This is a genomic window from Amycolatopsis sp. GA6-003 (genome assembly GCF_046267895.1).
Taxonomy (GTDB): Bacteria; Actinomycetota; Actinomycetes; order Mycobacteriales; family Pseudonocardiaceae; genus Amycolatopsis.
The window spans coordinates 8,219,470-8,237,222 of sequence record NZ_CP176499.1; the positions used below are offsets into that span (position 1 = coordinate 8,219,470).

Consider the following 17,753-nt stretch of genomic DNA (forward strand, 5'->3'; position numbering starts at 1 on the left):
CAGGGCACAGACTGTACGGCGGACAGCGGTAGTACGTACACGTTGTCGATGGCGGACCCGGGCGCCTCGCCCGGAGACTCGGGGACACCCGACCGGAAGGAGCGGACGTCGTGACCGACCGCATCAGCCATTGGATCGACGGCAAGCCGGTCGCCGGCGCCGGGCGCACCGGCGACGTGTACGACCCGGCGACCGGCCAGGTCAGCGCGCAGGTGGACTTCGCCGGACCAGCCGAGGTGGAGCAAGCCGTGGCCGCCGCGACCGCCGCGCTGCCGGGCTGGCGGGGCACGTCGCTCGCCGGCCGCACACGCGTGCTGTTCGCCTTCCGCGAGCTGCTTCAGGCGCGCAAGCACGAGCTGGCGAAGATCGTGACGAGCGAGCACGGCAAGGTCGAATCGGACGCGGCGGGCGAGATCGCGCGCGCGATCGAAAACGTCGAATACGCGTGCGGCGCGGCGCAACTGCTCAAGGGCGGTTTCAGCGAGAACGCCTCCACCGGCGTCGACGTGTACTCGATTCTCCAGCCGCTCGGCGTGGTCGGCGTGATCTCGCCGTTCAACTTCCCCGCGATGGTGCCGCTCTGGTTCGTCCCGAACGCGTTGGCGTGCGGCAACACCGTCGTGCTCAAGCCGAGCGAGAAGGACCCGTCCGCGGCGCTGTTCATCGCCGAGCTGCTCGCCGAAGCGGGCCTGCCGCCCGGCGCGTTCAACGTGCTGCAGGGCGACAAAGTCGCGGTCGACGGACTTCTCGAGCACCCGGACGTCAAGGCGATCTCCTTCGTCGGTTCGACCCCGATCGCCCGCTACGTCTACGAAACCGGCACCAGCCGCGGCAAGCGCGTCCAGGCGCTGGGCGGGGCGAAGAACCACATGGTCGTGCTGCCGGACGCCGACCTCGACCTGGCCGCCGACGCCGCCGTGTCAGCCGGGTTCGGCTCGGCGGGGGAGCGGTGCATGGCGGTGTCGGTGGTGGTCGCCGTCGAACCGATCGCGGACGAACTGGTCGCCAAAATCGCGGAGCGGATGCGGAAACTGCGCGTCGGAGACGGGCGCAAGCCGTCGTCGGAGATGGGTCCGCTGGTCACCCGGGCGCACCACGAGCGAGTTTCGTCCTATGTGGACACTGGGGTGGCCGAAGGCGCGGAACTCGTGATGGACGGCCGGGGCGTGGAAGCGGACGGCGCGGACGACGGATTCTGGCTGGGCCCCACGCTTTTCGACCGCGTCACGCCCGGTATGGCGGTGTACACCGACGAAATCTTCGGCCCCGTGCTGTCCGTCGCGCGAACGGCGAGCTTCGACGACGCGCTCGCGCTCGTCAACGCCAACCCGTACGGCAACGGAACCGCGATCTTCACCGGAGACGGACGGGCGGCGCGCCGCTTCCAGAACGAGGTGGAAGTGGGCATGGTGGGCGTCAACGTGCCCATCCCGGTGCCGGTCGGCTACTACTCCTTCGGCGGCTGGAAGGACTCCCTGTTCGGCGACACGCACGCGTACGGGCCGGAGGGCTTCCACTTCTTCACGCGGACGAAAGTGGTCACGTCCCGGTGGCCGGACACTTCGCACGCGGGGGTGAACCTGGGGTTCCCGAAGAACTCCTGACCCGGGTTCACCGGAGATCGCCGTCCAGGACGATGTTCACCAGACACCGTCCGTTCGCCAGGACGCAGACGGCGGTGATCCGCTCCGCGACCAGGCGATCCCACTGCGCGCGCGGGACGGGATACGTGCGCCCGCCGGCGCGCACCTGCCACCGTTCGATCTGGCCGGGTCCGCGCGGGGTGTGCTTGAGGCCGATCGGATAGTCGTCGGTGATCGGGCCGGCGCCGAAGTCGTGCGCCGGCCCGGCGATCACGGTCAGCGGCTCGCGGAACTCGGCGCGGCGGCGCACGCTGAACCGGACCGCGCCCGCGATCGCCGCCACGCCGACCGCCGCCGCCACCAGCGCGGACGCGGTGAACCCGGACTCGGCCACCGCCACGGCCCCGACCGCGCCGATCGCCGCGGCGAACACCCAGACCGCCCAGAACAGCCCGTCGAGGACCGCCCCGCGCTGGCTCCGGTGCAGCCGCCCGGCGAGATTGGCCGCGGCCACCTCGCCGGCCGTCATGCCGCGACCACGTTGACCAGGATTTTGCTGCGCGGAGTGAGGATCGCGGCGTTCGTGCGGTTGCCGAGCACCCGCTGCCGCAGGTCGTAGTCGAGCCGGTGGGACTTTCCCTGCACGACGAAATAGGTGAACGTCATCCGCTCGGTGACTTCATACATGTACATCGCGTGCTGCCCGCCGGACGGCGCCTTGTGCACGTGGCCGTAGTCGTACGTCCACCCGCGGACTACCTCGAGCTTGCCGCTGCGCACCTCTGCCAGCCGCCGCCAGATGATCCGGGCGGGGAGCACGGCGAGCGCGAGGAAGAGCACCGTCAGCAGGTACACCGGCCAGTTCATCGACCAGTACGAGACGGGCGGGGCGCCGAGGTCGGCCTTCACCGCGTTGAGGTTCCGCAGTTCGTCGCTGCTCACGCCGATGCCGATCGGCGCCAGGACCGCGGCGGCGGCGAACAGGATGATCCACACGACAGCCATCGAGAAGCCCGCGTTCAGGACCATTTTCCGCTGAGACGGGTGCAGGCGGCCTTCCCGGTTGGCCTGGTCGGCGGCCGCCTGCACGGTTTCGCTGCTCACTCTCCGGTGCCGCCTTCGCCGCCGGAGCCGCCTTCGGCCTTCTCGTGCTCCTTTTCGTAGGCCTCGGAGCCTTCGGAGTACCGGTCGTACTGCTCGTTCTCCTGCCGCCGGGCTTCGGTGCCGAGCCCCACTCCGTCAGCCGTGGTGAACGGCGGCCGGCCGCCCTCCTTCTGCCATTCCTGGATCTTGAAGAACTTCCGCCCGTCTTCGGAATACGTCTCGCCGGCGTGTTCGAAGCGGTCGCGGCCGGGCACCTTCTCCTTGGCGTTCGCGGTCCAGCGCTCGGCCTTCTCCGCGGCGCTCTCCGCCCGGCCCGCCTCCTTGAGGTCGCCGGCCTTCTTCTCCAGGCCGGCGGCGAGGTCGACGCTCTTGTCGGTGACCTTGCCCGCCGCCTTGCCCGCCTTTCGCAACGCGTTCGCGGCCTGCTCGATCGCGGCCTTCGACTTGCCCGCGCTCTCCGCGAGCTTGTCCAGCTTCTCCACGACCTTCGCGATCCGGGTGCCGATCTTCTCCGCGAGGATCCCGCCCTCGACGACGGTGTCGGCGATGAACGCGGCCACCGTCCCGCCGAAGGTGCACCACGACGACGCCAGCGCGGCGAGGCCCTTGACGATCAGCTCGCCGACGAACGACGAGATCATGTCGCGGATCAGCCCGCGCTCGGTGCCGACCAGCGCGGCGGCGACGTTCATCCCGGTGGACGCGCTGCTCGCGTGCCCGGCCGCGCCCCGGAGAGTGTCCGCGTAGCCCTTCGCGGCCTTCTGGTAGGCCTCTCCGCCCTGGCCCTGGAAGTCCGGGGCGACCTTGGCCGCGGCCTGCTCGTACTGGTCGGCGCTCTCGTTCAGCTGCTTCGAGATGTTCGACCAGGTCACGGCCTTCGCGGTGACGGCCTCCGGATTGCCCGCGAGCTGGTCGAGGCCCTCCTTGAGGAAGCTGATGTGCTCGATCAGCCAGCCGACGCCCGCGCTGGCCAGCGTGCCCAGCGGGTCCATCGCCGCGCCGAGCAGGTCGAGGCCGTCGGTGACGACGTCCACGCCGAAGTTGCCCCAGTCGCCGTGCCGGGCGTCGGTGAGCGTGGCCGCGACGTCGTTGAGCATGCCGGAACCGGACGTCTGGGCGTTGAGGTTGTCCAGCTCGTTCGGGGACGACCCCATGTTCGCGGTCGGCCCGCTCGGCGACTCCGACTTCGCGACCAGCGGGTTCTCCTGCGTCTCGGTCATTCCGGCAGCTCCTTGCCGAGACCGTTGATGTGGCCGACGGTCTGCTTCTCGTGGTTGTCGTAGTGCTCGTACGCCTGCCGCAGGCGCTCCGCGAGGTCGTCGGCGGTGTCCGCCACGTCCTTGACGAACGACGTCGCCACCGACATCCAGATCTGCAGCGGCATCGCGAACACCTGGCCGACGAGGCCGAACGCGTCGTCGCCGAACGACTGGCCGGACTCGGTCGCCTGCGCCGCGGTGTGCACGCCCGCCGCGATGTCCTCGACCTCGCCCTGGTGCGCGCGCAGCGCCGGGAGGTCGACCTTCGATCCGCCTGCCATCAGTTCCTCCCCAGGAACGAGCCGCCGCCGTAGTAGTCGTCGTCGTCAGCCGGGTCCGGAGCCGGGCGGGAGTGCCGCGCGGGCCGGGACGGCGGCGGGGCGGCATCGTCCTGCGCGTCGAAGAATTGCGGCTGCGGCGGCGCGGGCGGAGCCGGTTCCTCCGGAATTTCCGGTTCCGGGATTTGTTCCTCGAGGAATTTCATCGCGTCGCTGTGCTCGCCGATCACCGGCGCCATGATCGCGGTCAGCTGCTGCGCCGCCTGGGCCTGGGCGCGGCGCGCGGTGGCCAGCACGGCGGCCGCGAGGGCGGCGCGCGGCATCTCGTCGGCGCGGGAGCCGAACTGGAGTTCCTGCAGCGCACCGGCGGTGTTGACAGTCGCGGTGACCGCGCCGTCGGGGCTCGTCGCGGTCGCCGACACGTGCTTCAGCCGTTCTCGCGCCTCGGCGGCCCGCTGCCGGATTTCGGCGATTTCGGGAGAAAGTGCGTTCATGTCGGCCACTGCTTTCGGCTGGAGTGGTTCATAGTCTTTCCGAGGCAGAAAACCGGGTTCCGGTTCCCGGTGCAAGCGAAGTTCCGAGTTGCCCGGTTCGTCGCTATTAAAAATTGTTTCCCTCCTCTTTACCCGGGGGCGGCGGGACCGGAGCGGGCGCCGGGCACCGCCGGGTCCGTAAACTCGTTGTGAGGAGCAGGAGGACCGCGAAGGAGGTGCCGGTGGCGAACACGGAGGAGCGTCGCTTCGAGGTACTGCGCGCGATCGTCGCCGACTATGTGGCCAATCAGGAGCCAGTCGGCTCGAAGACGATCGTCGAGCGGCACAACCTCGGCGTTTCCAGCGCCACTGTCCGCAACGACATGGCCGCCCTGGAGGAAGAGGGGTACATCGCCCAGCCGCACACCAGCGCCGGGCGGATCCCGACCGACAAGGGGTACCGGCTGTTCGTCGACCGGCTTTCGGAGATCAAGCCGCTGTCGGCGGCCGAACGCCGGGCGATCACCAGCTTCCTCGACTCCGGCACCGACCTCGACGACGTGCTGCGCCGGTCGGTCCGGCTGCTCGCGCAGCTCACCCGGCAGGTCGCGGTGGTGCAGTACCCGATGCTCACCAACACCGTGGCGCGGCACCTCGAAGTGGTGCCGCTCACGCCGGCGCGGCTCATGCTCGTGCTGATCACCGACTCCGGCCGGGTCGACCAGCGCACCGTCGACCTCGGCGACGTGGTCACCGAGGAGACCGTGCTGCGGCTGCGCACCGTGCTCAACGGCGCGCTCGCCGGGCGGCGGCTGTCCGACGCCGCGGCGAACGTGGCCGAGCTGCCCGAAGCCGCCCCGCCGGACCTGCGCGACCACCTCACCCGGATCTGCACCACACTGGTCGAATCGCTGGTCGAGCACCCGGAGGAGCGGATCGTGCTCGGCGGCACCGGGAACCTCACCCGCAACGTCGCGGACTTCCCCGGGTCGCTGCGCCAGGTGCTCGAAGCGCTCGAGGAACAGGTGGTGGTGCTGAAGCTGCTCGCCGCGGCCCGCAACCCCGGTGCGGTCACCGTGCTCATCGGCGAGGAAAATGAGGACGAGCAGATGCGCAGCACCTCGGTCGTGTCGATCGGCTACGGCCGGGACGACATGCTGCTCGGGGGCATGGGCGTCGTCGGGCCGACCAGGATGGACTATCCCGGCACGATCGCGGCGGTCCGCGCGGTCGCCAACTACGTGGGGCAGATCCTGTCCGGCCGCTGACCGGCGGCGGGGGCGGAAACGAAGGAGAAGGCAGAGCAACGTGGCGAGGGACTACTACGGGATCCTCGGGGTGGCCAAGAACGCGAGCGATCAGGAGATCAAGCGCGCGTACCGCAAGCTGGCCCGCGAGCTGCACCCCGACGTGAACCCGTCGGAGGACGCCCAGCACCGCTTCGGCGAGGTGACCACCGCGTACGAGGTGCTCTCCGATCCGCAGAAGCGCAAGATCGTCGACCTCGGCGGCGACCCGATGGACCCCGGCGGCCGCGGCGGCGGGGGCGGCGACCCGTTCGCCGGCTTCGGCGGGCTCGGCGACATCATGGACGCCTTCTTCGGCGCCGCGGGCGGGGGCGGCGGACGGGGCCGCGGGCCGCGCAGCCGCGTGCAGCCCGGCTCCGACGCGCTGATCCGGCTCGGCCTCACCCTCGAGGAGTGCGCGACCGGCGTCGACCGCGAGATCACCGTCGACACCGCGATCGTCTGCGACCTGTGCCGCGGCGCGGGCACCGCCGAGGGCACGAGCACCAAGACCTGCGACACCTGCGGCGGGGCCGGCGAGGTCCAGTCCGTGCAGCGGTCGTTCCTCGGCCAGGTCGTCACCGCCCGGCCGTGCCCGGTGTGCCGCGGCTTCGGCGAGGTCATCCCCGACCCGTGCCGCCAGTGCGGCGGCGACGGCCGGATCCGGTCGCGGCGCGGCGTCACCGCGAAGATCCCGCCCGGCGTCGGCGACGGCATGCGGATCCGGCTGTCCGGACAGGGCGAGGTCGGCCCCGGCGGCGGCCCGGCGGGCGACCTCTACGTCGAGATCGACGAGGCCCCGCACGAGGTGTTCGTCCGCGAGGGCAACGACCTGCACTGCAACTTCCGCATCCCGATGACCACCGCGGCGCTCGGCGCGACCGTCCCGATCGCCACCCTGGTCGACGGCGACTACGAACTCGACATCGAACCCGGCACCCAGCCCAACACCGAACTGGTGCTCACCGGCAAGGGCATGCCGCGGCTGCGCTCGTCCGGCCGCGTCGACGGCCGCGGCGACCTGCACGTGCACATCGACGTCGTGGTGCCGACCAAACTCGACGAGGCCCAGCGCGACCTGCTCGTCGACCTGGCCCAGCAGCGCGGCGAAGAAGTCCCGACGCTCGCCGCCAACGGCAGCAAGCACGGCGGCCTGTTCTCCAAGCTGCGCGCGAAGAACCGCTGACTGTGCCGGAAACCACACTGCCGGTCTTCCTCGCCTCCGAGGTGCCCGCCGAAGGCCGGGCGCTGCTCGACGGCGAGGAAGCCCGGCACGCGGCCACCGTGCGCCGGCTGCGCGTGGGGGAGCAGCTCGTGCTCTCCGACGGCGCCGGCGCGATGGCCCGCTGCGCCGTGGACGCCGTCGAAACGGGCCGGGCGGCCTCGGTCGCCCTGACCGTTCTCGAGCGCTGGCACGAAGAACCGCCCGCGCTGCGCGTGCACGTCGCCCAGGCGCTCGCCAAAGGCGACCGCGGCGAACTGGCCGTCGAACTCGCCACCGAAGCCGGCGCGGACGCGATCGTGCCCTGGCGCGCCGCCCGCAGCGTCGCCCGCTGGGACGACGGGCCCCGCGGCGAAAAAGCCCTCGCCCGCTGGCGCGCCACCGCCCGCTCGGCCGCGAAACAAGCCCGCCGCGCCCACGTGCCCGCCGTCGCCGAACCCGTCGGCACGCGCGAACTCGCGCACCTCGCCGCCACGATGTCCGCGACGCTCGTCCTCGAATCCGGCGTCACCAGCAAACTCGCCGACCTCGACCTCCCCGACGGCGGCGACATCCTCCTCGTCGTCGGCCCCGAAGGCGGCATCACCGACGAGGAACTCGCGCTCCTCGAAGACGCCGGAGCCACCACGGTCCGCCTCGGCCCGACCGTGCTGCGCACCTCCACGGCGGCCGCCGTTGCACTAGGCGCACTGGGCGTCCTCACCGGCCGCTGGCACTGACCGCCGGAAACCCGCAAAACCCGGCAGAACCCCTAAACATCCGCACCAGGTGATGGCGCGCCGCACCCCCGCCAGCTACTCTGCTTCGCAACGTGCGAACACAAGGGTTTCAGCCCGCCCGCGGGCGGGCATTACCCTTGAGTACGCGAACCCATGCCCCGCCGGGCACCTCCCCCCTCGGTCCGGCGGAGCCGCGGCGGCGGTGGAGCGACCCCCAGGCTCCACCGCGCCGCGGCGTCTTCGTATCGCTGGCGCGATACTTCGCCCCCGCTGGTTCCGCCATTACTCCCGGGGGGCCGAGCCCCCCGGACCCCCACGGTGCGGTGGTTGCGTGTCGTTCGTTGGTTGCCTTGGGTGCGCGCGTCGGGTGCGTGTCGTTCGGTGGTTGCGTTGGTGCGCGGGGTTGTTGGGTGTGGTGGGGGTGGTTGCCCTTTGTAGGGTGTTGTCATGAGCGATGCGGGTGCGGCGGAGACGTTGTTCGAGCGGATTATTGCTGGGGAGATTCCGGCGGACGTGGTGTATCAGGACGACGCCACGTTCGCGTTCCGGGACATCAATCCGCAGGCTCGGGTGCATGTGCTGGTGGTGCCGCGGAAGAGGTATCGGAACGTGGGGGAGCTGGCGGAGGGGGATCCGCAGTTGTTGAGTCGGGTGTTGGTGGCTGCGCGGAAGGTCGCTGAGCTCGAGGGGATCGCGGAGAGCGGGTACCGGGTGGTGTTCAACACCGATGCCGACGCCGGGCAGACGGTGTTTCACGTGCACGCCCACGTCCTCGGCGGCGAGCAGCTCGGGATGTTCGGGCGGCCGCAGGCCGGAGTGCACTGAAACCGGGCTGCGGGGCAGGGAGCAGGGCAAGTAGCATTCAAGGGTCCCTGTACGTCGACTTGCGAAGTGCGCAGAAAGCAGGACCGAGGCCACGTGGCCGGAACTGAGACGGGCGGAGCCGCCCGAGGCGACAATCGGGTGTCGGCCGAGGCACAGGTTCGATTCCCGATCCCGGAGGCGGCTCAGCTGAGCCTGCTGGGGTCCCGGGACGAGAACTTGCGGGTGGCCGAGGAGCTGCTCGCTGCCGACGTGCACGTGCGCGGCAACGAGGTCACGCTGACCGGCACCCCGGCGGACGTGGCGTTCGCGGAGCGGGTGTTCACCGAACTGGTGCAGCTCGCCGGCGGCGGACAGCAGGTCGGACCGGACACGGTGCGGCGCACGGTGGGAATGCTGTCCAGCGGCGACGGCTCGCCCGCGGAAGTGCTGAGCCTCAACATCGTGTCGCGGCGCGGCAAGACCATCCGGCCCAAGACGCTGAACCAGAAGCGGTACGTGGACGCGATCGACAAGCACACGATCGTCTTCGGCATCGGGCCCGCGGGCACCGGCAAGACGTACCTCGCGATGGCCAAGGCCGTGCAGGCGTTGCAGGCCAAGCAGGTCACGCGGATCGTGCTGACGCGTCCGGCGGTCGAGGCGGGCGAGCGGCTCGGATACCTGCCGGGCACCTTGAACGAGAAGATCGACCCGTACCTGCGGCCGCTCTACGACGCGCTGCACGACATGGTCGAACCGGAGTCGATTCCGCGGCTCATGCAGGCGGGGACGATCGAAATCGCACCGCTGGCCTACATGCGCGGCCGAACGCTGAACGACGCCTTCATCATTCTCGACGAGGCCCAGAACACCACGCCCGAGCAGATGAAGATGTTCCTCACCCGCCTCGGGTTCGGCGCGAAGATCGTCGTCACCGGCGACATCACCCAGATCGACCTCCCCGGCGGGCAGCGCAGCGGGCTCCGCGTCGTGCGCGACATCCTCGGCGGCGTCGAGGACCTGCACTTCGCCGAGCTCACCAGCCAGGACGTGGTCCGGCACAAACTGGTCGGCGACATCGTCGACGCGTACGAGAAGTGGCAGGCCGTGCAGGACGCGCAAGAGCAGCAGGCCGGCGGCTGGAAAGGCACCCGCCGATGAGCATCGAGATCGCCAACGAATCCGGCGTCGACGTCGACGAGGCGTCCATCGTCTCCGCCGCGCGCTACACGCTCGAGAAAATGGAGGTCAGCCCGCTCGCCGAGCTGTCCATCCTGTGCGTCACCCTCGAGGTGATGGAAGACCTCCACGAACGCTGGATGGACCTGCCCGGGCCCACCGACGTGATGGCCTTCCCGATGGACGAGTTCGACTCCTCCCGCCGCCCCGACGCGCCCGACGCGTCCCCGGCGCTGCTCGGCGACATCGTGCTCTGCCCGGCCTTCGCGAAAGACCAGGCGAAAACCGCGGGCCACCGGCTGATCGACGAACTGCACCTGCTCACCGTCCACGGCTGCCTGCACCTGCTCGGCTACGACCACGCCGAACCCGCCGAGGAACGCGAGATGTTCGGGCTGCAGAAGCGGATCCTCGGCGAATTCCAGGCCGCGGTCGCCGCGCACCAGGCCCGCGACGCGCAACGCGACGTCGACGACCGCGTCCTCGGCATCGCCGGGCTGGACGCGCCGCGGCCCGGGGAAACGCCCTAGGCTCCGACGATGGGAAACCCCCCGGCGCAGGTCGTCATCGCGGTGACGCTGGTGCTGCTCGCGGGCGTGTTCGCGGCCGCGGACGCCGCGGTCGGCACGGTGTCGCAAGCCCGCGTCGACGGCCTCGTCCGCAACGGCCGCGTCGGCGCCCGCCAGCTCGCCGCGGTCGTCGCCGAACGCCGCAGGCACATCAACCTGCTGCTCCTGCTGCGGCTCGCCTGCGAACTCACCGCCACGGTGCTGGTCACCGTGTCCTTCGTCGCCTGGTTCGACCGGCTGTGGCTCGCCATCCTGGTGTCCGCGGTCGTCATGGTCGTGGTCAGCTACGTCCTCATCGGCGTCGGCCCGCGCACCATCGGCCGCCAGCACCCGTACCGCGTCGGCACGATCGTCGCCGGACCGGTCCGCGCCCTCGGCACCGTCCTCGGCCCGCTGTCGCGGCTGCTGATCGTGCTCGGCAACGCGATCACCCCCGGCCGCGGCTTCCGCGAAGGCCCGTTCACCTCCGAGGTCGAACTGCGCGAACTGGTCGACCTCGCCCAGGAACGCGGCGTCGTCGAGGACTCCGAACGCGAGATGATCCACTCGGTGTTCGAACTCGGCGACACCGTCGCCCGCGAGGTCATGGTGCCGCGCACCGAAATCGTGTGGATCGAACGCACCAAAACCGTGCGCCAGGCCCTCGCGCTCGCGCTGCGCACCGGTTTCACCCGCGTCCCGGTGATCGACGATTCGGTGGACGACATCGTCGGCGTGGTCAACATCAAGGACCTGATGCCCGAGTACATGGGCCCGGACGGGCCGAGCACGGTCGTCGGCGCGGTGATGAACCCGGCGAGCTTCGTGCCCGACTCCAAACGCCTCGACGAGCTGCTCAAGGAAATGCAGCGCACGCACAACCACATGGCGATCGCCGTGGACGAGTACGGCGGCACCGCCGGCCTGCTCACCATCGAGGACATCCTCGAGGAGATCGTCGGCGAGATCACCGACGAATCCGACGCCGACGAACGCCCCGAGGTCGAGGAGCTCGAGGACGGTTCGGTCCGCGTGTCGTCCCGGCTCGGCGTCGACGACCTCGGCGAACTGTTCGGCATCGACCTCGAAGACCACGACGTGGAGACCGTCGGCGGGCTGCTCGCCGAGCGACTGGGTAGGGTCCCGCTGCCGGGGGCCGAAGCCGAGGTCGCCGGTCTTCGGCTGTTCGCCGAAGGGGGCAAGGACCGCCGCGGCCGGATGCGCATCACGTCCGTGGTCGTCCGGCCGTCGTCGGCGCGCCCGCGCACCCGCCCGCCCCAGCCCGAAGAGCACGACAGGAGAGTCGAACATGCCTGACCTCGACGCCGAGGACCAGAAGCTGGTCACGCTGGCCCGTTCGGCCCGCGCCCGCACCGGCGCGGACGAAGGCGCCGCGGTCCGCGACACCGACGGCCGCACCTACGCCGCGACCACGGTCGACCAGCCGTCGTTCAAGCTCACCGCGCTGCAAGCGGCCGTCGCCGCCGCGCTGTCCAGCGGTGCCGAAGGACTGGAAGCCGCCGCCGTGGTCACCGCGGACGCGCTGGTCGCCGAGGCGTCCGTGCACGCGGTCCGCGACGTGGCGAAGCTGGCGCCGATCGTCCGCGCCGACCCGTCCGGTGCCGTGGTCGAGGTGCTGCGGCCGTGACCGAACCGCACCGTTCCGGTTTCGCTTGCTTCGTCGGCCGCCCCAACGCGGGCAAATCGACGCTGACGAACGCGCTCGTTGGCACGAAGGTCGCGATCACCTCCAGCAAACCGCAGACCACCCGGCACGCCATCCGCGGCATCGTGCACCGCGACGACGCGCAGCTGGTGATCATCGACACACCCGGCCTGCACCGGCCGCGCACGCTGCTCGGCCAGCGGCTCAACGACGTCGTGCACGAGACCTGGTCCGAAGTGGACGTCGTCGGGTTCTGCGTGCCCGCCAACGAGAAAATCGGCCCCGGCGACCGGTTCATCGCCGCCGAGCTGAAGAAGATCGCCCGCCGCACCCCGGTGATCGGCGTCGTCACCAAGACCGACCTGGTGAAGCCGGAGCAGGTCGCCGAGCAGCTGGTCGCGCTGCAAGAGGTGATGGAGTTCGCCGACCTCGTGCCAGTGTCCGCGGTGGACGGTTTCCAGGTGCAGACAGTCGCCGACCTGCTGGTGCAGCGGCTGCCCGAGGGACCGCAGCTGTACCCGGGCGGCGAGCTCACCGACGAGCCCGAGCAGACCCTCGTCGCCGAGCTGATCCGCGAAGCCGCGCTCGAAGGCGTCCGCGACGAACTGCCGCACTCGATCGCGGTGACCGTCGAGGAAATGCTCCCGCGCGAGGACCGCGACGACCTCATCGACATCCACGCGCTGCTGTACGTGGAACGCCCCAGCCAGAAGGGGATCATCCTCGGGCACAAGGGCGAACGGCTGCGCGAAGTCGGCGCGACCGCGCGCAAGCACATCGAACGGCTGCTGGGCACGAAGGTCTATCTCGACCTGCACATCAAGGTCGCCAAGGACTGGCAGCGGGACCCGAAGCAGCTGCGCCGGCTGGGTTTTTGACCGGTTGTGATCGTGCCCGGCGGCGCGGGCGGGTAGCGTCAGGCCGGACCGCACCCGATTTGTCCAGGGGGACCGCATGACCGGCCCGTATCCGCCGCAGGGCCCGTACCCTCCGTCGTACGGCTACCCGCCGCAGTACCCGCCGCCGCCGGACAGCAACCTGGTGTGGGCGATCCTGGCGACGGTGTTCTGCTGCCTGCCGCTGGGGATCGTCGCGATCGTCAAGGCCAGCCAGGTGAACACGTTGTGGTACCAGGGATACGCGGCCGAAGCGCACCGCGCGGCGGACGAGGCGCGCAAGTGGGCGATGTGGTCGGCGCTCAGCGTCGCCATCCTGATCGGGCTGTACGTGATCGTCGCGCTCATCGTGGTGGCGGTCGCCGGAAGAGTGCTTTGGTGGCACTGAGCACCGTCTACACCGGACAGCCGGCGCGCGGAACCCGTGCGGTGGCAAGGGCTCTCGCCGGCCCGGCGGCCGCGGCGGGCGGAATCGGCCTCGCGTGCGTCGCGGTGTGGCTCGGCGATCCGACCACCCCCGGCGGCTGGCTCCCGGTGTGCCCGACGAAGCTGCTTTTCGGGATCGACTGCCCCGGCTGCGGCGGGCTCCGGATGGCCTACAGCGTGCTGCACGGCGATTTTCCCGCGGCACTGCACTACAACGCGGTGGCTCTGGTGTTCGCCGCGCTCTTCGCGTGGAGCGGTCTCGCGTGGACGCTCGGACGGCTGCGCGGCCGGGCGATGCGGTCGTGGCTGCACTGGCGCTGGACGCCGCACGTCGTCGCGGTCGTGTTCGTCTTGTGGTTCGCGGCGCGCAACCTTCCGTTCGCGCCGTTCACCGGCCTGTCCGTCTGAGCTGGCCGCGTTTTCGCCGTCGCCGGAACCGGTCCGCGGGCCGTCGCGTCGAACGCGTGGCCCGATGCGGACACCTGCTCGTCCCCGCCTCGCCGGACGAGGTACGCTCCCGCGCACTGGCGTGTCCGCGGCGGACCCGGCCAGGCCCAGCATGCGCGACGAGGGGGACACCCGATGACCTATCCCTACGGCCAGCCCGGCGGCCCGCCCCCAGGCGGACCGTCGTTCGGCGCGCCGCCGGGATACCCCCAGCCGTACGGTCCCGCCCGGGTCTACGCGGACTGGGGCCAGCGCGCCGGGGCCTACCTCATCGACTTCGCCCCTTTGCTCGCCGGGCTTCTGCTCGCCGTGCTCGTGTCGCTGGTCTCCGGCGCCGCGGGCACGATCGTCTATCTCCTCGCGGTTCTCGGCACTCTCGCCTGGACGGTTTTCAACCGCTGGATCAACGGCGGCAACACCGGCCAGTCGCTGGGCAAGCGGATCGTCGGCCTCAAGCTCGTCAGCGAAGCCACCGGCGAGCCGATCGGGGCCGGCATGGCGTTCGTCCGAGACCTCGCGCACGCGCTCGACAGCATGGCCTTCGCGCTCGGTTTCCTGTGGCCGCTGTGGGACGACAAGGCGCAGACGTTCTCGGACAAGATCCTCGGCACCGTCGTGGTGCCCGCCGAGCCCGCCGCCGCGCCGGGCGGCGGGTTCGCCCAGCCCGGCGGTTTCGGGCAGCCGGGCGGATTCCCCGGGCAACCGGGCGGGTTCGGCCAGCCGGGTCCGGCAGCCGGATTTCCCGGCCAGCCCGGCGGATGGGGCCAGCCCGCTCAGCCCGGCGGGTTCGGCCAGCCGGGCCTCGCGCCGCAGCCGGGATTCGGCCAGCCCGTCCCGGGCGGATTCCCCGGGCAGCCGTCGCCGAACGCCGGATTTCCCGCCGCGCCGCAGGGATTCGCGGCCCCGCAGCCGGGATTCGGCCAGCCGCCGGTCCCCGGAACGCCGCCGCAGCAGGCATTCGGCCAGCCGAACCAGCCGCAGCCGGGCCCCGCGCCGTTCGACGAGCCGGAGCCGACCCAGGTCGTGCGCCCGCCCGCGCCCCCGCCACCGTCCGAAGCGTCCGGCCACGCCGAGCGCACCCAGGTCGTGCAGCCGGCCGGCGAGCCGGAAGCGACGCAGATGATCACGCCGGAAACGCCGAAGTCCGGTCCGGCCCAGTCCTGATCCGCACCGGATCACGGTAAGTACGAGGAACTCGGGGGAACCCAGATGACCAATCCCTACGGCCAGCCCCAGCAGCCCTACGGCGGCCAGCCGCAGCAGCCCTACGGCCAGCAGCCGTACCCGCAGTCCGGTGCGACGCCGGCGCAGCCGTACCCGCAGCAGCCCTACGGCCAGCCCGCTCCGTACGGCCAGCCCGCCTTCGGCGGCGCGCCCGGCGGCGACCTGAACTCCATCAAGGACTACAAGGGCTGGGCGATCGGCTGCATCTTCCTGATGTGGATCCTCGCGATCTTCGCGATCATGAAGTCGAACGAGGTCCAGTCGTACAAGATGCAGGGCAACTACGCGATGGCCCAGCAGGCGTCGCAGACGACGAAGACGCTGTGCCTCATCGCCACCATCCTCGGGGCGCTCGGCTGGGTCATCGGGATCATCGTGTTCATCGTCAGCCTCGCGGCCGCGTCCGAGGTGCACAGCTACTACTGCACCGGCAGCTACTGCTGAACCAGGGTGTCCCGCCCCGGCATCGACGGGCAAGTGCGACGATGTCGGGGTGGTGAACCTCTACCGCGACACCGGGGTGGTGCTGCGCACGCACAAGCTGGGCGAGGCCGACCGGATCGTCACCCTGCTCACGAGGCGGCACGGCAAGGTCCGGGCCGTCGCGAAGGGCGTGCGGCGCACGTCGTCGCGGTTCGGGGCGCGGCTGGAGCCGTTCGGGCACGTGGACGTGCAGTTCTATCCCGGCCGGTCGCTCGACGTCATCACCCAGGTCGAGACCGTCGACGCGTTCGCCCTGCCGCTGGTGGCCGACTACCAGCGCTACACCGCGGCGTCGGCGATCGCGGAAACCGCGGACCGGCTCTCGGCCGAAGAGGGCGAACCGGTCCTGAAGCTGTACCTGCTGGTCGTGGGCGCGCTGCGGGCGCTGGCCGGCGGACAGCGGGACGCGTCGCTGGTGCTCGACGCGTTCTTCCTCCGGGCCATGGCCTACGCAGGCTGGGCCCCGGCGATCACCGAATGCGCCCGCTGCGGCCTGCCCGGCCCGCACGCCGCGTTCAACGTCGCCGCGGGCGGCTCGATGTGCCCGGACTGCCGCATCGCCGGCTCGGTGCATCCCGCGCCGGAGGTGCTGACCCTGCTGGACGCGCTGCTGCAGGGGGAGTGGGCGGTCGCGGAATCGGCGCCGGGGATCACCCGCCGGGACGCGTCCGGCCTGGTCGCGGCGCATCTGCAGTGGCATCTGGAACGGCAGCTGCGGTCGCTTCCGCTCGTGGAGCGGCGTGCCCGGGAGGCCGCCGGGGGAGGCCCAGTAGGGTCGGCCGGGTAGGAAATCCATTCTTCAGGAGGCCGCGAGTGCTGCGCAGGGGACGGGAGACCCGCTCGACCGGGTACGAGCTGCGGGCGCCGGACCCGCATCCCTCGGGCGCGAAACCGCCGGAGATCCCGCCGGACCTGGTGCCGAAGCACGTCGCGCTCGTCATGGACGGCAACGGCCGCTGGGCCAACCAGCGCGGCCTGCCGCGGATCGAGGGCCACAAACGCGGCGAGGCCGTGATGATCGACGTCGCGAGCGGCGCGGTCGAAATCGGCGTGAAATGGCTTTCGGTGTACGCGTTCTCGACGGAGAACTGGAAGCGCAGCCCCGAGGAAGTCCGGTTCCTCATGGGCTTCAACCGCGACACGATCCGCCGCCAGGTCGACTACCTCGGCTCGATCGGCGTGCGCATCCGCTGGGCCGGGCGGCGGCCGAAGCTGTGGGCGAGCGTGATCAAGGAACTGCAGATCGCGGAAGAGAAAACGAAGAACAACACGAAGCTCAACATGACGATGTGCGTCAACTACGGCGGCCGCGCCGAACTGGGCGACGCGATGCGCCGGATCGGCCAGGACGTCGCGGCCGGGAAGATCAATCCGGACAAGATCGACGAGCGCACCGTCGCGAAGTACCTGTACCAGCCGGAAATGCCGGACGTGGACCTGTTCCTCCGGCCGTCCGGCGAACAGCGGACGTCGAACTTCCTGCTGTGGCAGTCGGCTTACGCCGAGATGGTGTACCAGGACACGCTGTTCCCGGACTTCGACCGGACGCACCTGTGGCAGGCGTGCCTCGACTTCGCCAAGCGCGACCGCCGGTTCGGCGGCGCGGTGGACCAGGCAGGGAGCACGAAATGAGCACCGCGGAAGCCGCCGAGACCGGCGCACTGCTCGCCCGCGCCCGCGAAGCGCTGGAACGCTACCTGGAAGTCCACGTCGACGACGACGGCGCGATCACGTTCTCCCACGCGGACGTCCCGTGCGTCGTCCAGGCAACCCGCCTCGCCGACGGCCTGACGGTGCTCAGCCTGACCTGCGTAGTGGCCTGGGACCTCCCCGACGACCCGGCCCTGGCAGTCGCGGTCGCCGAACGAGCAGGGCAGGGTTTGTTCGGAACGCTGGGCGTCGGCCACACGGACCGCGGAATGGACGTGACACTGAGGTACGCCTTCCCGGCGGAGGGGATGGACCCTTCGCCGCTGGGGACGTTGCTGATGCTGGTGGTATCCACTGCTTCGCAGCTGCGGGCTGAGTTGCCTGGTGTGGAGGCTTGAGCCTGCCTGGTGCTGGCTGAGTTGTTCGTTGTTGGGCTGCTTCCTAGGGGATCGGACCTTCGTGACTTAGCCGCCGATCCCTTCCGGGATTCGCTGACTTTCCGATGC

The 17,753-nt window shown here is 70.7% G+C and carries 22 protein-coding genes; 17 read left to right on the plus strand and 5 right to left on the minus strand.

Features of this window, described 5'->3' with window-relative positions; genetic code table 11:
• The first annotated feature begins 110 nt into the window (after positions 1 to 110).
• Positions 111 to 1,604 carry a CoA-acylating methylmalonate-semialdehyde dehydrogenase gene (locus F9C12_RS37085; protein WP_409463564.1) on the plus strand — a complete coding sequence of 498 codons (1,494 nt, stop codon included), beginning with the start codon at positions 111 to 113 and terminating at the stop codon, positions 1,602 to 1,604.
• A gap of 7 nt (positions 1,605 to 1,611) precedes the next feature.
• On the opposite strand, the gene F9C12_RS37090 is transcribed toward F9C12_RS37085, so the two are convergent.
• From F9C12_RS37090 to F9C12_RS37110, 5 genes are read right to left on the minus strand one after another with little or no spacing between them, the layout of a single operon-like run.
• Positions 1,612 to 2,112 carry a hypothetical protein gene (locus F9C12_RS37090; RefSeq protein ID WP_409186395.1) on the minus strand — a complete coding sequence of 167 codons (501 nt, stop codon included), beginning with the start codon at positions 2,110 to 2,112 and terminating at the stop codon, positions 1,612 to 1,614.
• Complete coding sequence (locus F9C12_RS37095; RefSeq protein WP_409463565.1) at positions 2,109 to 2,687, minus strand: hypothetical protein; 579 nt, start codon at positions 2,685 to 2,687, stop codon at positions 2,109 to 2,111. Before F9C12_RS37095 ends, F9C12_RS37090 begins: the two co-directional genes overlap by 4 nt.
• Entirely contained in the window at positions 2,684 to 3,907 is a 1,224-nt protein-coding gene (locus F9C12_RS37100; protein ID WP_409463566.1) for a hypothetical protein, read from the minus strand. The genes F9C12_RS37095 and F9C12_RS37100 overlap by 4 nt, the downstream gene beginning before the upstream one ends.
• Positions 3,904 to 4,227, minus strand: coding sequence for a type VII secretion target (locus F9C12_RS37105; RefSeq protein WP_409463567.1), 324 nt, complete (start codon positions 4,225 to 4,227; stop codon positions 3,904 to 3,906). Before F9C12_RS37105 ends, F9C12_RS37100 begins: the two co-directional genes overlap by 4 nt.
• Positions 4,227 to 4,718, minus strand: a complete 492-nt coding sequence (locus F9C12_RS37110) for a YbaB/EbfC family nucleoid-associated protein (protein WP_409463568.1) — start codon at positions 4,716 to 4,718, stop codon at positions 4,227 to 4,229. The genes F9C12_RS37105 and F9C12_RS37110 overlap by 1 nt, the downstream gene beginning before the upstream one ends.
• A gap of 221 nt (positions 4,719 to 4,939) precedes the next feature.
• Between F9C12_RS37110 and hrcA the strand changes: the two genes are divergently transcribed.
• The 16 genes from hrcA to F9C12_RS37190 all read left to right on the plus strand — a co-directional run bounded on the left by hrcA (position 4,940) and on the right by F9C12_RS37190 (position 17,645).
• On the plus strand, positions 4,940 to 5,965 hold the full coding sequence (gene hrcA, locus F9C12_RS37115) for a heat-inducible transcriptional repressor HrcA (protein ID WP_409186400.1): 1,026 nt from the start codon (positions 4,940 to 4,942) through the stop codon (positions 5,963 to 5,965).
• A 40-nt stretch (positions 5,966 to 6,005) separates the two neighbouring features.
• Positions 6,006 to 7,169 carry a molecular chaperone DnaJ gene (dnaJ, locus tag F9C12_RS37120; RefSeq protein ID WP_037362451.1) on the plus strand — a complete coding sequence of 388 codons (1,164 nt, stop codon included), beginning with the start codon at positions 6,006 to 6,008 and terminating at the stop codon, positions 7,167 to 7,169.
• Between the two features lie 2 nt (positions 7,170 to 7,171).
• Positions 7,172 to 7,924 carry a 16S rRNA (uracil(1498)-N(3))-methyltransferase gene (locus F9C12_RS37125; RefSeq protein WP_409463569.1) on the plus strand — a complete coding sequence of 251 codons (753 nt, stop codon included), beginning with the start codon at positions 7,172 to 7,174 and terminating at the stop codon, positions 7,922 to 7,924.
• Positions 7,925 to 8,371: 447 nt separating this feature from the next.
• A complete protein-coding gene (locus F9C12_RS37130) occupies positions 8,372 to 8,749 on the plus strand; it encodes a histidine triad nucleotide-binding protein (RefSeq protein WP_409463570.1) in 378 nt (125 codons plus the stop codon).
• Positions 8,750 to 8,842: 93 nt separating this feature from the next.
• Positions 8,843 to 9,889 (plus strand): PhoH family protein, encoded by a 1,047-nt coding sequence (locus tag F9C12_RS37135; protein WP_409186403.1) that lies wholly within the window; start codon positions 8,843 to 8,845, stop codon positions 9,887 to 9,889.
• Positions 9,886 to 10,437 carry an rRNA maturation RNase YbeY gene (gene ybeY / locus F9C12_RS37140; RefSeq protein WP_409463571.1) on the plus strand — a complete coding sequence of 184 codons (552 nt, stop codon included), beginning with the start codon at positions 9,886 to 9,888 and terminating at the stop codon, positions 10,435 to 10,437. The genes F9C12_RS37135 and ybeY overlap by 4 nt, the downstream gene beginning before the upstream one ends.
• A gap of 9 nt (positions 10,438 to 10,446) precedes the next feature.
• Positions 10,447 to 11,772, plus strand: coding sequence for a hemolysin family protein (locus tag F9C12_RS37145; protein ID WP_037813598.1), 1,326 nt, complete (start codon positions 10,447 to 10,449; stop codon positions 11,770 to 11,772).
• On the plus strand, positions 11,765 to 12,103 hold the full coding sequence (locus F9C12_RS37150; RefSeq protein WP_409463572.1) for a cytidine deaminase: 339 nt from the start codon (positions 11,765 to 11,767) through the stop codon (positions 12,101 to 12,103). The genes F9C12_RS37145 and F9C12_RS37150 overlap by 8 nt, the downstream gene beginning before the upstream one ends.
• Entirely contained in the window at positions 12,100 to 12,999 is a 900-nt protein-coding gene (gene era, locus F9C12_RS37155; protein ID WP_409463573.1) for a GTPase Era, read from the plus strand. Before F9C12_RS37150 ends, era begins: the two co-directional genes overlap by 4 nt.
• A 76-nt stretch (positions 13,000 to 13,075) precedes the next feature.
• Positions 13,076 to 13,405: a CD225/dispanin family protein gene (locus F9C12_RS37160; RefSeq protein WP_409186407.1), complete on the plus strand. Its 330-nt coding sequence runs from the start codon at positions 13,076 to 13,078 to the stop codon at positions 13,403 to 13,405.
• On the plus strand, positions 13,396 to 13,851 hold the full coding sequence (locus F9C12_RS37165) for a DUF2752 domain-containing protein (protein ID WP_409186408.1): 456 nt from the start codon (positions 13,396 to 13,398) through the stop codon (positions 13,849 to 13,851). Before F9C12_RS37160 ends, F9C12_RS37165 begins: the two co-directional genes overlap by 10 nt.
• Positions 13,852 to 14,025: 174 nt before the next feature.
• A complete protein-coding gene (locus tag F9C12_RS37170) occupies positions 14,026 to 15,054 on the plus strand; it encodes an RDD family protein (RefSeq protein ID WP_409463574.1) in 1,029 nt (342 codons plus the stop codon).
• A 45-nt stretch (positions 15,055 to 15,099) separates the two neighbouring features.
• The gene (locus F9C12_RS37175) at positions 15,100 to 15,558 is read left to right on the plus strand and encodes a CD225/dispanin family protein (RefSeq protein WP_009080946.1); all 459 of its coding nucleotides are present in this window, start codon (positions 15,100 to 15,102) and stop codon (positions 15,556 to 15,558) included.
• Between the two features lie 49 nt (positions 15,559 to 15,607).
• A complete protein-coding gene (recO, locus tag F9C12_RS37180; protein ID WP_409186410.1) occupies positions 15,608 to 16,384 on the plus strand; it encodes a DNA repair protein RecO in 777 nt (258 codons plus the stop codon).
• Between the two features lie 26 nt (positions 16,385 to 16,410).
• Entirely contained in the window at positions 16,411 to 17,229 is an 819-nt protein-coding gene (locus tag F9C12_RS37185) for an isoprenyl transferase (protein WP_409186411.1), read from the plus strand.
• Positions 17,226 to 17,645 carry a YbjN domain-containing protein gene (locus tag F9C12_RS37190; protein ID WP_409186412.1) on the plus strand — a complete coding sequence of 140 codons (420 nt, stop codon included), beginning with the start codon at positions 17,226 to 17,228 and terminating at the stop codon, positions 17,643 to 17,645. Before F9C12_RS37185 ends, F9C12_RS37190 begins: the two co-directional genes overlap by 4 nt.
• Positions 17,646 to 17,753 lie beyond the last annotated feature (108 nt).